Origin of the sequence: Microbacterium sp. I2, from assembly GCF_051364985.1 — a bacterium.
Lineage (GTDB): Bacteria > Actinomycetota > Actinomycetes > Actinomycetales > Microbacteriaceae > Microbacterium.
In genome coordinates, this window is record NZ_JBLWIH010000022.1 from 1 (window position 1) to 14,606 (window position 14,606).

11 protein-coding genes are annotated in these 14,606 nt (G+C 71.2%); 3 read left to right on the forward strand and 8 right to left on the reverse strand.

Going from position 1 to position 14,606, the window contains the following annotated elements; all coding sequences use genetic code 11:
- The first annotated feature begins 469 nt into the window (after positions 1 to 469).
- The 3 genes from ACLKM7_RS15580 to ACLKM7_RS15590 all read left to right on the forward strand — a co-directional run bounded on the left by ACLKM7_RS15580 (position 470) and on the right by ACLKM7_RS15590 (position 2,836).
- Positions 470 to 673 carry an acetolactate decarboxylase gene (locus ACLKM7_RS15580; protein ID WP_436448077.1) on the forward strand — a complete coding sequence of 68 codons (204 nt, stop codon included), beginning with the start codon at positions 470 to 472 and terminating at the stop codon, positions 671 to 673.
- Positions 674 to 737: 64 nt separating this feature from the next.
- Entirely contained in the window at positions 738 to 1,805 is a 1,068-nt protein-coding gene (locus ACLKM7_RS15585) for a Gfo/Idh/MocA family protein (RefSeq protein ID WP_436448078.1), read from the forward strand.
- Positions 1,802 to 2,836 carry a Gfo/Idh/MocA family protein gene (locus ACLKM7_RS15590; protein WP_436448079.1) on the forward strand — a complete coding sequence of 345 codons (1,035 nt, stop codon included), beginning with the start codon at positions 1,802 to 1,804 and terminating at the stop codon, positions 2,834 to 2,836. Before ACLKM7_RS15585 ends, ACLKM7_RS15590 begins: the two co-directional genes overlap by 4 nt.
- 19 nt (positions 2,837 to 2,855) lie before the next feature.
- Here the strand turns inward: ACLKM7_RS15590 and ACLKM7_RS15595 are convergent, their stop codons facing one another.
- From ACLKM7_RS15595 to ACLKM7_RS15630, 8 genes are all read right to left on the reverse strand, one after another.
- The gene (locus ACLKM7_RS15595; protein ID WP_436448080.1) at positions 2,856 to 3,584 is read right to left on the reverse strand and encodes an alpha/beta fold hydrolase; all 729 of its coding nucleotides are present in this window, start codon (positions 3,582 to 3,584) and stop codon (positions 2,856 to 2,858) included.
- 171 nt (positions 3,585 to 3,755) lie between these two features.
- The gene (locus ACLKM7_RS15600) at positions 3,756 to 5,594 is read right to left on the reverse strand and encodes a hypothetical protein (RefSeq protein WP_436448081.1); all 1,839 of its coding nucleotides are present in this window, start codon (positions 5,592 to 5,594) and stop codon (positions 3,756 to 3,758) included.
- Complete coding sequence (locus ACLKM7_RS15605) at positions 5,591 to 8,194, reverse strand: alpha-mannosidase (protein ID WP_436448082.1); 2,604 nt, start codon at positions 8,192 to 8,194, stop codon at positions 5,591 to 5,593. Before ACLKM7_RS15605 ends, ACLKM7_RS15600 begins: the two co-directional genes overlap by 4 nt.
- Positions 8,191 to 8,769 carry a D-sedoheptulose-7-phosphate isomerase gene (locus ACLKM7_RS15610; protein ID WP_436448083.1) on the reverse strand — a complete coding sequence of 193 codons (579 nt, stop codon included), beginning with the start codon at positions 8,767 to 8,769 and terminating at the stop codon, positions 8,191 to 8,193. Before ACLKM7_RS15610 ends, ACLKM7_RS15605 begins: the two co-directional genes overlap by 4 nt.
- Positions 8,762 to 9,727 (reverse strand): ROK family protein, encoded by a 966-nt coding sequence (locus ACLKM7_RS15615; RefSeq protein ID WP_436448084.1) that lies wholly within the window; start codon positions 9,725 to 9,727, stop codon positions 8,762 to 8,764. The genes ACLKM7_RS15610 and ACLKM7_RS15615 overlap by 8 nt, the downstream gene beginning before the upstream one ends.
- Positions 9,728 to 9,924: 197 nt before the next feature.
- On the reverse strand, positions 9,925 to 10,959 hold the full coding sequence (locus ACLKM7_RS15620) for a LacI family DNA-binding transcriptional regulator (protein WP_436448085.1): 1,035 nt from the start codon (positions 10,957 to 10,959) through the stop codon (positions 9,925 to 9,927).
- A complete protein-coding gene (locus ACLKM7_RS15625) occupies positions 10,956 to 12,803 on the reverse strand; it encodes an MBL fold metallo-hydrolase (RefSeq protein WP_436448086.1) in 1,848 nt (615 codons plus the stop codon). Before ACLKM7_RS15625 ends, ACLKM7_RS15620 begins: the two co-directional genes overlap by 4 nt.
- Positions 12,800 to 14,590 carry a hypothetical protein gene (locus tag ACLKM7_RS15630; protein WP_436448087.1) on the reverse strand — a complete coding sequence of 597 codons (1,791 nt, stop codon included), beginning with the start codon at positions 14,588 to 14,590 and terminating at the stop codon, positions 12,800 to 12,802. The genes ACLKM7_RS15625 and ACLKM7_RS15630 overlap by 4 nt, the downstream gene beginning before the upstream one ends.
- Positions 14,591 to 14,606 lie beyond the last annotated feature (16 nt).

Here is a 14,606-nt window from a genome sequence, read left to right on the forward strand (position 1 = left end):
ACTGCCCCGCCTGAAAGCACTCCCACGCCTGCTGGACCACATCCAGCCGGAACCTCAGCGCCAACTCCGCCACAACACTCTCCATTCAGCAAGTGTTGCGACCACCGCAAGAACCCAAGGATCCTTCAAGGTGCAACTCGCTGGCTCTGCTGTAGCGGCGACGCTATTCTGCGATCGCGGTGAGCGTGATCATGATGTCGCCCAACCCGTAGCTGCCATCCATCCCTGCGTTGCTCACGATCGGGATCGTGGTTGCAGCCGTGGTGGCCGTGGCGACTCTGGTGGCTATTTGGCTTGCCGTCTGGTCAGGGCGCCGCAAGTGAACTGCGAGCGGTCAGTCCGAGTGTGCAAGTGAGTCGAGCCCGCTGACCGATCTGTCAATGAAGCGGCGGAGAGTCTGATCGGATCGATCTGGCTCCGGTCGCTGTAGCCTCGCGACGTCGCAGGCCGACAAGTCGCAGACGCTGCGGTGACCCAGTTCGCGGTGCTCGACGCGCTCCTTGCCGGTGCCTACGACTCGGGGATGCCGGTGAAGACCGTGAAGGAGGTCGGCGACTTCGGTATCGGGTGCTGCGAGATCGCACATGTAGGCGCCACCCCCGCGCGCAGCGCGGTTACGGATCCCGATCGTTTCCGGAAGGCGGTGCTCTTCGTGCGCCCTCGCGACCGGTGAGAAGCATCTGGTAACGTTGCCACACGTCGGCGGGACCCAACGCACACACAGAGGAGTGCACAGCGTGACAGACGACGTCATCGGCGTGGGAATCGCCGGATTCTGGCATGTCCATGCGCCGGATTACGCGCGCAGCGCGACGGAGCATCCGGCCACCCGGGTGGTGGCGGGGTGGGACGCCGATCCGGCTCTGGCGGATGAAGGCGTCCAGAGTCTCGGCATCGATCGCGCGTCGTCGCTGGACGAGTTGCTGGCGCGGCCCGATCTTGACGCGATCACCGTGACCACGGCCACCTCCGACCACACCGCGGTGATCTCGCGCGCGATCCAGGCCGGCAAGCACGTCTTCACCGAGAAGCTGCTCGCTCCGACGGTCGCCGAGTCCGTGGCGCTGGCCGCGGCTGCCCGCGACGCCGGGGTCGCCCTCGTGGTGTCGCTGCCCCGGCTGTCGGAGCGCGAGATCGTCGCGGCATCCGGTCTTGTCGAGTCCGGAGTCCTCGGAGAGATCACTTACGCCCGCGTGCGCATGGCGCACGACGGCTGGCTGGGCGGATGGCTCCCGGAGCGCTTCGCTGACCCGGTCGCCGCCGTCGGAGGGGCCTTCGCCGACCTCGGCTGCCACCCCGCCTACCTCGTGCAGCGGTTCCTCGGCGCGCGGCCCGCGCAGGTGACGGCCGCCTACGGCCACGTCACGGGCCGCGCGGTCGAAGACAACGCCGTGGTCGTCGCCCGCTATCCCGATGGAGCTCTCGGCGTGGCCGAGGCCAGCTTCGTGACGACCCCCGGCGCGTTCGCGTTCGAGGTGCGCGGCACGAAGGGCTCGCTTCTGTACGGCTTCGGCCGTGAGGAGCTGATCGGCAAGGGCGGACAGCTCGGCGACGACTGGACGCCGGTGCCGCTCGGCGGCGCGGCCACCGCGCCCTTCGACCTGTGGGTCGACGCGATCAACGGCCGCGGCGACACCAGCGATAACGTCCGGGCGGCGATCGAACTGACCCGGTTCGTCGTCGCGGCCAACACCGCCGCTGCGACGGGCGCGGCGATCGACATCGACACAGACATCGACACAGACACAGAAACAGACACAGAAACAGACACAGACACCGACACCGACACAGAAGGACGGTCATGACGGTCAGCGAAACCCGCAAGGTGCGGATCGGACTCATCGGCGCAGGAGACATCGCCGGCGCGCACGTCGCCGGTTATCGCCGCAACCCCGACACTGTCGAGTTCGCCGCGATCGCCGACCCGGTGCGCGCGAACGCCGAGAAGCGGCGTGGCGACGACGAGGGCGTGCGGATCTACGCCGACTACCGCGAGATGATTGCGGCAGGCGGGCTCGACGCCGTCGACATCTGCCTGCCGCATCATCTGCACGCCGACGCCGTGATCGCCGCGGCGGATGCGGGACTGCACGTGCTGTGCGAGAAGCCGCTGTGCCTGAGCCTCGACGAGGCGGCGGCCATCTCCGCCGCGGTCGAGCGCAACGGCGTGACGGTCATGTGCGCGCACAACCAGCTCTTCCTGCCGGCGGTCGCCGCCGCCAAGGCGCTCGTCGCGAGCGGTGCCCTCGGACGCGTCTTCGAGGTGCGGACCACCGACAGCTTCTACAACGACTTCACCGTCGAGAGCATGGGATGGCGGGCGCAGGCGGCCACCGCGGGGGGTGGCGAGCTGATCGACACCGGCTACCACCCGCTGTACCTGCTGCAGCATCTCGCCGGCGGAACTCCCGTCGAGGTGGCGGCCATGCTGTCGCGCCACCGCCTGGAGTTCATGGAAGGCGAGGACTCCGCGCAGGTGCTCGTGCGGTACGACAACGGCGTGGTCGGCCACGTCACCACGAGCTGGGCGTACGAGCCGGCCGTGGGCACCGAGAAATTCTCGCTCGTCGGAGAGAAGGGGTCGCTCAGCTCCGACGGCACCACGCTGATCTCGCGCGTGCGCGGCGAGGAGCCGGTGACGACGACGTTCGAGCCGGTTCACGAGTTCGCCGCTGAGGTGGCGCACTTCGCCGAGTGCATCCTCGAGGGGCGACGGCCGATCCAGACGCACGTCGAGGGCATCGACGTGCTCGGCGTGATCCTGGCGGCCTACGAGTCGGCGACGACCGGAGCGATCGCCGCCGTGCGCGCCGTCGAGAAGCCCGCGGCCGTCTGAGCCGCACCGGCGGGGGCGCTCAGCTGCCCGGGACCAGCGGAGCGGCGTGCGCGCTCGGGGCCGCGGCATCCGGAACCGACGCCGCCTGGGCGATGATGCGCGTGAGGTCATCCGGACGCTCGATCTGCGGCCAGCGGCCCGCGGGCATGTCGACCAGCGTGACGGCGTGCAGAATCGTGAGCTCGCGCGCGGGGTCGATGTTCGCGGCCATCCACCGCCGCACGTCGTCGGTCGTGAACTCGGTGGCGACGACCGTGACGGGAACGGCGAGCCGACGCTCGTCGGTCAGCTTCTGGACCTGATCCAGCACGTGGTCGGCGTCTTCGCGGACGCGGTCGTGCCATCCCGACAGGCTCGCGTCGACCGCGCGATAGCCGGCCGTGTTCGTCGTGGTGCCGCGCGCGTCCAGCGTGAAGCCGCTGAGGACGTGCGCGCCGTGGGCGCTGGGGAGTCCGCCCACATATACGGCGGCCGCGACGCGATCCACGCGACGATTCAGCGCCGCGTGCACGAGACCGCAGGCCTGCGCCTGCCCGACCAGCACGACCTTGCCGGGGCAGCGATCGATGGCCGCCACGATCTCGGCGACGTGGTCGGCGAGCATCGTTCCGCTGCGATCCGCCGCGCGCGAATCGAGGCCTCGGAGGGTGAGGGCGTGCGGTGTGTGTCCGGCCGCCGTCAATGCCGTCGCCACGTCGTGCCATGCCGACGCGCCCATCCACAGTCCCGGAACGAGAATGACGTCCATCCCACCTCCGTGCGCCTGACGTCGCGAGTGCATCGAGAAGCCATGGTCACCCCGCCGGCCTTTCATCCCGAGGGGCTTGCTTCCCCGTCGGCACTGTGCAAGCGGTTCTCGCGGGCTTGACGGGTGCCGGGCGCGGCGCGGAGGTGAGCAGGTGGGGACGGATGCTGCGACTCAGCCGGCGCCGGCGGCCAGGGCGTCCTCGCAGCCGAGCAGCAGCACGCCCGCGCTCCACGCGTGAGAGAGCGTCAGGAGCATCCCCTTCGGCTGGAAGCACTCGGTCTGGTAGTACCGCTCGGTCACCATGCCGCGGTAGGCGTTGAAGTCGCCGTCGAAGCGGGCGACGAACTGCCGGAAGCACGCCAGCGTCTCGAGTGCGCGCTCTCGGTAGTGCGGGTCGCCCGCGGCGTCGGCGAGCTCGAGCAGTTCCCGCGTGCAGACGAGGCCATAGGCATGCAGGTGCTGGTTGGATGCCGAGGCTTGATCCGCGCCGCGAGTGCCGAAGTCGTAGATGCCGAGCATCGTGCTCGGGGCGAACTCCACGTCGTACGTGTAACGGAAGGTCAGCGCGAAGTCGGCGGCCCGTCGGGCGAGGTCGAGCCATTCGCTGTCGCCGGTCGCTCGGTGCAGCGCCATGTAGGCCATGACGGCGACGTAGCCGTCCTCGCTCGTGACGGCGAGGTCGACGTCTTCGGGAGCGCCGTGCAGGTATTCGTCGAGGACGAACCGGGCGTAATAGCGGCCCGCGCGCACCGCGGTCCGGAGGTACCGCTCGTCCCAGTCCGCAGCCTCGACGAGCGCGCCCACCCACGCCAATCCTGCTGAGCCGCTCCATGACAGCACCTCGCCGGTCTCGGCGTGGTGGATGCTGCCGAGGTTGCCGTCGTCGCGCTGACGGCCCACGACGACGTCGAGGTTCGATCGCGCGACCTCGCGCCACCGTTCACGATCGGCGAGCGCACCCGCCCGCACGAGGAACTGCGTCGCCTCGCCGAGCGTGCGGCTGTGCAGACCTCTTCGGTGGGTCGTCCAGCTCTGCGTCCAGCCCTTGTCGCGATACCACACGCCCCACAGCGTGCCGCTGGGCGAGAGCTCGGCGGTGCAGAAGTCGATCACGTCGAGCGCGGCGTCGCGCAGGGCCGCGGCATCCGTCCGCTCCGCGTGGCGCAGCATGGCATAGGCCCACGGGATGCCCGACACCCAGCCCACGTGCATCGCCTGGCGGTCGACGGACTTGCCGTCGCGGCCCGAGACCTCGCGGTCGAAGCCGACCGTCTCGAGCAGCACGCCCGGGTCGGGGTCGTAGTGCCAGCGCAGCAATCCCTCGGCACTCAGTGCGGCGGCGGTCGGCACATCGACCCACGGCCGCAGGGGAGCGGACGGGGCGGATGCCGCGTGCAGAGCTCGCAGCACCGGGGCGTAGTCGTGACGATCCGGGCCGAGCACGTGCACGCGCACCGAGAGCTCGATCGCATCGCCGGGCTCGAAGCGGTGACGCAGCACCTCGGCCGGGCGGGGCTCCCCGTCGCCGTAGTAGGTGACGGGGAACTCCCGCGCCGGGAAGGTGGCGCTCAGCTCGGCCCCGCCGTCTCGCAACGCGAAGCCGAGTCCGGTGAGTCCCAGATCGGTGACCGGGGCGACCGAGAGGGCCATGCCCGCCGCACCCGCCGAAGGCCAGACGAACACCGCCGGGGTGGCGGCGCGGTCGGAGCGGAAGTGCCATTCGTCGCTCACGAACGCGGCGTGCTGCTCGGGTGCGTCTGCGCCGGCCGCGAACCGCGGATAGAGCCGGTCGTTGGCGGCCGGGCGGTTCTCGCCGTAGAAGAGACCCGGGATGAGCCACCACGGGTCGCTCGCGTCCTCTACCCGGACGGTGACGCGGACGGCCGCCTCGACCGGGGCGGCGCCGCCGAAGCGCACCGTCACGCGGTGCACGTCGCCGTCGGGGACGACGGCGACGTCGAAGCCGGCGGCATCCGCATCGAGGATCGCCACCGACGGCGTGGAGCTCACGCCGGCTGCTCCCCGAGCGGCCACTCGAGCAGATCGACCTCGACGATGTCGCGGTCCGGATCGAGCGGCACGCGGAACGTGCGCACCTGGTGCGGCCGGAAGTCGGCGTCGATCGTGCGAGCCACCAGCGGCAGCTCGATGCGCGCCGACGCCGCCTTGCCGCGCGTCTCGACGGCGCGCACGATGAGGTCGGCCGGGCCGCCGGCGGGGGCGTCCTCGCTGCCCTTGACCGCCGTCACCATGACCGCGCCCGCACCGTCGTCGGCGAAGCTGCGGCGCGGCGGCAGGTCGCCGCCGTGGAACGACTCGAGCTGCGCGCGCACCGGCGCGCCGAGCACCGCGGCGCGCCGGGTCGGCTGCGCCGCGCGCCAGTCGCCCGCGTGGGGGACCAGCTCGAGGCTGAAGCGCTGGATGCCCTGGTCCTGGAAGGAGTAGACGCCCTCGGGGTCGAGCAGCCTCGGGTCGTGCCACGAGTAGACGGGGCTGCGCACCGCGGTGATGCCGATGCTGGGCGTCTCGCCGCCCGCCGAGTCGGCGGGCGAGACATCCCAGCCGTGCTTCGTGGTGGCGATGACCGTGAGCCCGGCGGGGGCGCCGTCGACGGTGCCGGTGAGATCCACCCACGACTGCGCCGGCTCTTCGGCGCCGTCGACCGGGCGCTGGATCGTGCCGTACGGGATCTCGTAGGTCGCCTCGGGGTCGTCGAGCCCGACGGGGAAGCGGAGCTTGAGCAGGTGCGCCTTCTCGCGCCAGTCGATCGTGACGTCGACGCGCACGGCGGGCGCATCGTGCGCGAGGAGGTACTCCTCGACCAGCGTGCTGGCGCCCCAGGACTTCTCCACCCGCACGCGGGAGCGCAGCGGGCCGGTCTCGCGCACGACGATGCGGTCGAGCGTCATGGCGGCACCCGGCCACGCGTAGGAGATGACGCGGTGGCCCCACGTGTCGGTCGGGTCGTCGCACACCGCGGTGCGCGGCTGGCCCCGCGTGCCGGCGAGCGGATCGACACCGCTGGCCTTGTCGAGCAGCGACACGAGGTCGCCGGTCTGCGGGTCGAGCTCGAGCCGCACGTGGGAGTTCTCGATGACGGTGCCGTCTCCGGCCACCGACAGCCCGGTCTCGGCAGGCAGGGCCGGCCCCGGCAGCATCCGGTACAGCGCATAGCCCAGCGCGGGCACGTCGGCGCGGAAGGTCACGGCGCCGCGGCTCAGGTCGCCGGTGGTCGCGGTGGACTGGGTCGCCTGCGAGACGACGGGCGTGCCCTCGTGGTCGACGATGCGCACGCCGTTGCGCTGCGCCCCGTACTGCATGTCGACGTCGACCGACACCGGCCACGGGTGCGGGTTGAACACCACCACGGGCTGGGTGGCTTCGTCCAGCGGGATGTCGATGCGGCGCGCGATGCGATTGTGCGCGCGCGTGATGATGCGCTTCGAGATCGCGACGGCCTCGCCCAGCTGATCGCGGGCATCGTCGTAGGACGGCTCGATCGCGGAGCCCGGCAGGATGTCGTGGAACTGGTTGAAGAGGATCTGCTTCCATGCCCGCTCGAGGTCCTCGCGCGGGTAGTCGCCTCCGGTGAGGGCGACGTCGATCACTGCCCAGCGCTCGGCCGAGAGTGCGGCGTGCTGGGCGCGGCGCTGCCACGCCTTGATCCCCGAATGGGACGAGTAGCAGCCGGGTGCGTGGTGCTGCAGGTCGTCGCGGCGCACCGTCAGCGCGTCGAGGAACCCCTCGCCCCGAGAGAGCATCTCGTCGAAGTACGCGCGCGGTGACGACATCGTCATCCTTCCGAAGCTTCCCATGCGGTCGTAGCGGTGGATCGACTCGATGTTCGCCTTCGTCGGCCCGCCGCCGTGGTTGCCGACGCCGTAGAACACCATCATCTCGCCGAGTGCCCGATCCAGCTGTGCGAGCGACTTCTCGGTCTGCCCTGACACGTCGCCGGGCGGGCTGCAGTACTCGAACGGGATCCGATACGCCAGCACGCGTGAGCCGTCGGCGGATTCCCAGTGGAACAGCGTCTCATCGAGGTCGCCCTCGTGCGGGCCGGGGCGAAGGAAGCAGTACGAGTCCATGCGCTGACCCTGCAGGATCTGCGGGAGCGAGGCGCTGTGCCCGAAGGGGTCGACGTTCATGCCGACGCTGGCGATCTTGCCGAAGCGCGACTGCAGGTAGCGCTGTCCGTAGAGCCCCTGCCGCGCGAAGGACTCTCCCATCGGGGTGTTGCAGTCCGGCTCCACCCACCAGCCGCCGACGTTGACCCAGCGGCCCTCGGCGACGCGCTCCTGGATGCGCGCGAACATCTCGGGGTCCTGCTCCTCGACCCACGACAGCAGCACCATCTGGTCGCACGTGAAGACGAAGTCGGGGTACTCGTCCATGCGGTCCAGGGCGCTGGCGAACGTGGCGCGGGCTTCTTGGTACCCCTCCTGCCACGGCCACAGCCACACCACATCCAGGTGAGCGTTGCCGATCATGTGGAGGGTGCGGTCGGGCGTCGCGGCGGGGCGCGATGCCGGCGTCATGTCGCGCGGCTGGGCGCCCGAGGGGGCGTTGGCGATCGGAGCGCGGTCGGTCACGCGGGCTCGGTCGGTCACGCGGGCTCCTCTCCAGCCGCCCAGGCGTCCAGGATCTCGGACAGCGCGTGCAGAAGGAAGGTGTGCAATTCCTGGATGCGGGGCGTCTCGCTGGACGGCGCGAGGAAGACGTGATCCGCCAGGGCGAGGGAGGGCCCGCCGTCGCCGCCCGCGAAGAGCAGCGTCGTCGCGCCATTGGCGCGCGCGGCCGACAATGCGTTGACGACGTTCGCCGAGCGCCCGCTCGTGGTGAAGGCCGCGACCACGTCGCCCGGCTTGGCGAGCGCCTGCACCTGGCGCGAGAAGACGTCCTCGAAGGCGTAGTCGTTCGCGATGCACGTCGAGACCGTGGCATCCGTGGTCAGGGTGACGGCGGGGAGCGGACGCCGGTCGCGCTTGTAGTGGCCGATGACCTCGCCGGTGAAGTGCTGGGCGTCGGCGGCACTGCCGCCGTTGCCGAGGGTGTACAGCGTGCCGCCGCCTGCGAAGGCATCGATCAGCACCGCCCCGACGGCGCGGACGTCGTCCAGGAGGGGCTTGGCCTGCTGTGCGGTGCGGATGTGGGCGTCGAGCTGTTCTTCGAGCCAGTCAGACACGGGCGGCCTCCACGAGGTCGAGGGCGAGGGCGCCGGCGCCGACGACGCACACCGCGTCGCCGAGTCCGGCAAGGGTCACGAGTGCCCGCGCGGCGGCGGGCGGCATGGCGGTGTCGCGCACGGTGTCGCGCACCGGGTCGAGCAGGATCGATCCCGAGCGGGTGACGCCACCGCCGAGCACGACGACGTGCGGCTCGAAGACGTTGACCAGGTCGGTGACGGCCTGGCCGAGCAGGTCGGTCGTCTCTCTCCAGATCTCGGTGGCGAGCGGATCTCCGGCGGCTGCGGCGGCCGAGACGTGCTCGGCACGCACCAGCGGGAGCTCGCGCAGCGTCGACGGGCGGTCGCTCGCCGCGAGCATCTCGTGGGCACGTACGGCGATGTTCGTGCCCGAGGCGTAGGCCTCGAGGCATCCGTTCCTGCCGCATTCGCATCGCCGGCCACCGGGCCGCACCATCAGATGGCCGAACTCGCCGCCGTTGCCGGCCGCACCGCGGTGCAGTCGGCCGTCGATGATCGACCCGCCGCCGACACCGGTCGACAGTGTGAGGTAGAGCGCGATCTCGGCGCCTCGAGCAGCGCCGAACCGGTGCTCGCCGAGAACGGCGGCGGTCGCGTCGTTCTCGACGACGGCCGGCACCCCGAACGCCTCGGAGGCCATCGCGACGATCGGGATGTCGATCCACCCCGGCAGGTGGAGGGGGCCGGTCAGGATGCCGGCGGCGGCGTCGAGCGGTCCGCCGCAGCTGATGCCCACGGCGTGGGGCGCGCCGATCCCGGCGGCCGCGATGCTGCGCGCGCCCATGTCGAAGAGGTGGGCGATGACGGCGTCCGGACCGCGGTGCTTGTCGGTGGGCTCCGAGAGGAAGCCGTGCGTGAGCCCATCGGGCGTCACCATCGCGACGGCGAGCTTCGTGCCGCCGATGTCGAGCGCGAGCACGGGGTGCTTCGTTGCCATGGGGTTCCTCCGGCCTGCGCGACGCGATTCCCGCGCGCGATGTGGTCACGAGCACGTTGTGATCAGCCAGGTGACCACGGGATGTGACATCGTTCCCACATAGTACCAACACCGACGCGTTCGACGCCACTGCGGCCCCGAACGAACAGAGGCGTGCGGCGCGAGGGTGCGCGGGGCGGCGCGGCGATGGTGCGGGGTCAGCGGGCGGGAGGCGGCGCGATCGAGCCGCGATCCACGAACTGCGTCGGCAGCACGATCGTGCGCACCGGCGACTCGGGGGCGTCGATGCGCTCGAGGAGCGCCCGCATCGCGGTCGCGCCGAGGGCTCCGGCATCCTGCATCCGCGTCGACACACCCGGCTGCACCATGGTCATCCAGGGTGCATCGTCGAAGCCGGCGAGGCTCACGTCCTCGGGAATGCGCAGGCCGAGAGCGGATGCTGCGCGCCACGTCCCCTCGGTCAGCACGTTGTTGGCCGCGAACACCGCGGTCGGGCGATCGGGGCGGGACAGGATCCGCTGCGCGGCGGCCATCGCCTCTTCAGCATCCCAGCCGGCCTGCACGATGAGCGACTCGTCCACGCGGACCTTGCGGGATGCCAGGGCGTCGAGGTACCCGCGCTGTCGCTCCTCGCCGGTTGTCCACTCGGTCTCGTCGATCAGCAGTGCGATCCGCTCGTGCCCGGCGGCGAGCAGGCGACTCGTCGTGTCGCGCGCAGCGGCGCGGTTGTCGACGACGACGGCATCGGTCTCGTCCGCGTCGAACCGGCGGTCGACCTCGATGAGGGGCACGCCGACGCGGCTCAGGAAGGCGCTGAGCTCGCGCGAGACGGGCGTCGCGATGACGCCCGACACACGCGATCCGACGAGCGTCTCGGCGGCCTCGAGCTCGTCGGACTCCTCGCCGCGCAGGTCGACCATCACGAGCGTGCGCCCGTGCGCGCGGGCCTCCTCGCCGATCCCGGAGGCGAGCTCGGCGTAGAACACGTTGCGCAGGTCCGATACGAGCACGCCGACCGACCGGCTCGTGCGCTGCTTGAGGCTGCGGGCGGTCACGTCCACGACGTAGCCGATCTCCTTGGCCGCCGCGCGGACCCGTTCGCGCACCTCGGGAGCGGCGTAGCCGTTGCCCGAGAGTGCGCGCGACGCGGTGGACCGCGACACACCCGCCGCGTCGGCGACCTCGCGGATCGTCGGACGGACGACGGGACCTCGTCGCGGTGTCTCGCTCACGCCGTGCGCTCCTCGACGTCGACCAGTGCCTCGGCGTGCTGACCCAGCCGCAGGTCGCCGATGGCGACGTCGACCGCAAGACGCTGCCTGCGTCCCGTGGACGCAGGGGTCACGGTCAGCTGCACGGTGGACTCCTCGCCGGGTCCGAGCTCGAGGGCCAACTCGGGGACGGACGAGCGCCAGCCTACCGGCAGGACGAGCGTCAGCCGTGCCAGCGCCGACGCTGCCAGCGGGTTGCGCACGCGCACCGTGTATTCGAGCGGCTCGCCGACGCCGGCGCGGCGACGGTAGGGCAGCAGACGCGCCGTCTGGCCGTCGGGCCCGATCGACAGATCGTCCAGCGGCAGCAGCCGCCGATGGATGTCGTCGACGAGTTGCGCGGAGTCGGTGAGGTAGTCCAGGTACTCGTCGTCGACCCAGCGCGGATCCCAGTGCCCGCTCGCCATCAGCCCCGGCCCGATCCGCCGGTACAGGCTCGCGCTCTGCGCGTAGTCGCCGAGGCGGAAGAGGTTGCGGTACTGGTAGTTCATGATGTCGCGGCGCCCGTCGCGTCCTCCGAGCCCCTCCTGCTGATCGCCGGTGAACACGACCTTGACCCCGTCGACGTCGAGCTCGTAGGCCACCGCGTACAGCGTGTGGCCGGGCTGGGCGTGGGCGGTGAACGTGTACTCGTTCCACGAGAAGGGCTCGCCCAGCGGCAGCACGCGGTCGGCGACGATCGGGTCGTACCACTGGCACGGCAGGTCCTCGAACCACGGGTCGGCCATCGTCGGCGCGACGTTCTCCGGGATCCACAGCTCGGTGCCCTCGACGTCGCGCAGCAGCGGCATCCCGGCGATGTGGTCGTCGTGGTAGTGGGTGGGCAGGGCGACCGAGATCCGCGTCACTCCGTACAGCTCGCGCAGCGCGGGGATCGACGCGAGCCACGGCCGGCGCGACGCGCGCTCCTGGCCGGGCACGAGCCCGGTCATCATGTCGTAGCCGTAGTCGACGATGAGCGCCTCGCCGGTCTCGGACAGCACGACGTACGAACACGACATCGCCGTGCGGTTCAGCAGCAGGTGCGGGGTCAGGGCGACGAACGGGTCCTCGAGCCGCGCGCGGAGGTCCCACGGGTACGACCGGCGGGAATCCACGTACTCCTGCATCACCTGGGCGAGCAGCTCGAGGGCCTGATCGGGATCATGCATGATCTCGCCGTGCGACGGCGCGATCGCCGACAGGCGGTACCGGTGCAGCAGCAGGGCGCTCAGCACCGTCATGGCCGGGCCCTCGTTCTGGGTGTACGACCACTGGGTCGCCGCCAGCGACCAGACCTTGCCGGGCGCGTAGACGAGGTCGCCGGTGAAGGCGAGGCGCTCGCCGTCGCGATCGAGCACGTACGTCACCGAGCCGATCGTGTGGCCGGGTGTCGGCAGCACCAGCAGTCGCACACCGGCGACCTCGAGCTCGCGGTATTCCGGCACGGTCGCGTGGACCGGCACCGACTCGAGCAGCGAGAAGCGGTCCTGGCGCAGGTTGTAGTCGTTGTCGAGCTGGCGCCCCTCCCACATCTCCTCGACGCGGTCGAACAGCTCGCGCTCGACCGGTGGCACGTGGATGCGGGCGCCGTGCGCGACCGCGCGAGGCAGGCCCTGCCCCTGATCGCGGTGGTGATGGGTCATCAGAACATCGCTGATGCGGCGGATGCCGAGGGCTTCGAGATGATCGAGCGCCAGACCCGAGCCGAAGTCGATCGCCACGGCATCCCGTTCCCCCGCGGGCGCGTCGGGGTCCACGAGCAGGTACACGTGGCACGTGTCGGCGATGCGCCACACACCGCGCGCGATCGCCGTCACGGTCATGCGAGGGTCTCCCGGTACTCGTCCCACGTGCGACCGATGGCTGCGAGGTGCTCCCGGTCGATCGGCTCATCCTCTCGCACGCGCTCGAGGTAGTACAGGGCGGGGACGCCCAGCCGCACCTGGGTGCGGGCGTAGTCGAGCCACTCCTCGCGGTTGGGCATCGGCCACTGGTCGGTGTCGACGGGATGGCCCGGCAGGACGTTCGCGACGATCTCGTGCCGTGCCCGCAGCTGCGCCGCCACCGAGACCGGCGCGCCGGTGACGTCGTGCTCGAGCACGTCGTTCGTGCGGACCATGTCGGTCACGGCACCGAAGGACGGGTGGACCGTGTGCGTGATCACGAGGGCGTCGGGCTTGATGCGCTTCGCGGCGGCATGGATGCGGCCCACCAGCCGGTGCAGCGCCGCGACGCCCCACACGCCGTCGCTTCCGGCGCCCGAGCGCAGCATGCTGCCGCTCGGGGCGCGCTGCGTGAAGTCCACCTTGAAGCCGTCGGCGTCCAGTCCTTCGACCGAGAGCAGCCGCTCCACGATGGCGTCGAGGCGGGCCAGGTACGCCGGGCTTCCCGGGTCGGCCGCGATCGGCCGGCCGGCGGCGTCCGTCACGCATTCCTCGGCAGGGAGCCCCGCGGGGTCCCACGCCTTGAACCACAGCAGCACGCGGCGGCCCTCGGCATGGCGACGGTCGATCCAGCCGCGCAGGTCGGGCCACGCGTCCGTGTCGGGCTCGGCGGTGCCGTACTGCGCCTGCCACCGGTCGTCGATCACGATCGTGCCGGGATCGAGGGATGCCGCGGCCAGCGTCTCGAGGAACTCGTCGTAGATCTCCTGCCGGCACAGGTCCGGTGCGGGCGCGCCGCCGCGGGCGACCTGGGCGCCCCAGCCGCAGAAGATCGGCTCGAGCCACCACGGCGTCGGGCGCGGCGCAGCGGCCCTCGCGAACCCCGCCTGTACGAGGTCGTCGCGATACTCACGGAGCGCGTCGCCAGGCGTGGCGACGGGGCGGATCACGATGGTGGGCGATCGCCAGACGCCGTCGGCGCCGGTGTCGATCGGGGTGTGCCCCTCGTACGTCAGGCGCAGCAGGCCCCCGCCGTCGACCGGGTCGAAGCGCATCGTGGTGAAGCCGAGCTCTTCGACCGGAGCGCGCAGCCACGTCGCCAGCCACGGACCCTCACCCGGCGAGAAGGCGTCCGTCGCAGGGTCGCGGCCGAACGCGAGCGCGAGCGGCGGCGGCGAGAAGATGCCGTTCAGGCGTCCGGGGTCGGCGTCGCCGACGACGCCGAGCGAGGCCGCCGACCACACCGGACGCACGAAGGCGACCGGCTCGGTGGGGCTCGGAACGTACAGCGACTGAGCGTCGAAGCCCGAGCGGAAGGTGCCGCTCGCGCCGGTGGGCAGGATGCCGTCGCCGCCGAGGATCGTGACGTCGGTCAGGACGCCGGTGCCGCGGGCCTCGAGCGTGATCTCGACCGAGTCATGCGTGCAGCGAAGTTCGAGCGCTCGTTCGCGCCACGCCGGCGATGCGCTGCGAATCGTGACGACGACCGCGTCGGCTTCGGTGCGGACCTCCGGTTCGGACAGGCTCATGCTCTCGTCGCGCGCGTCATGCGTGTGCGCGCTCGACATGGCGCACAGGCGCATCCAGCGGGAGCCGTCGGCGTCGGCCAGCTCGAGGTAGGGGGAGCGGACAAGCCCGGACGCACCGGTGCGCCACGACAGCGAGTAGCTCGTGCCGCGGACCGTCCGTCGGTCCTTGTCACTCGTCAGCGAGGGGAGCGAGGTCATGCCGACAGTCTATGTG

Bases quoted from the DNA above. Each gene is read 5' to 3' on its own strand.
- ACLKM7_RS15590 (WP_436448079.1), top strand. From the start codon at position 1,802: ATGACGGTCAGCGAAACCCGCAAGGTGCGGATCGGACTCATCGGCGCA.
- ACLKM7_RS15595 (WP_436448080.1), bottom strand. From the start codon at position 3,584: ATGGACGTCATTCTCGTTCCGGGACTGTGGATGGGCGCGTCGGCATGG.
- ACLKM7_RS15615 (WP_436448084.1), bottom strand. From the start codon at position 9,727: ATGGCAACGAAGCACCCCGTGCTCGCGCTCGACATCGGCGGCACGAAG.
- ACLKM7_RS15625 (WP_436448086.1), bottom strand. From the start codon at position 12,803: ATGACCGTGACGGCGATCGCGCGCGGTGTGTGGCGCATCGCCGACACG.
- ACLKM7_RS15630 (WP_436448087.1), bottom strand. From the start codon at position 14,590: ATGACCTCGCTCCCCTCGCTGACGAGTGACAAGGACCGACGGACGGTC.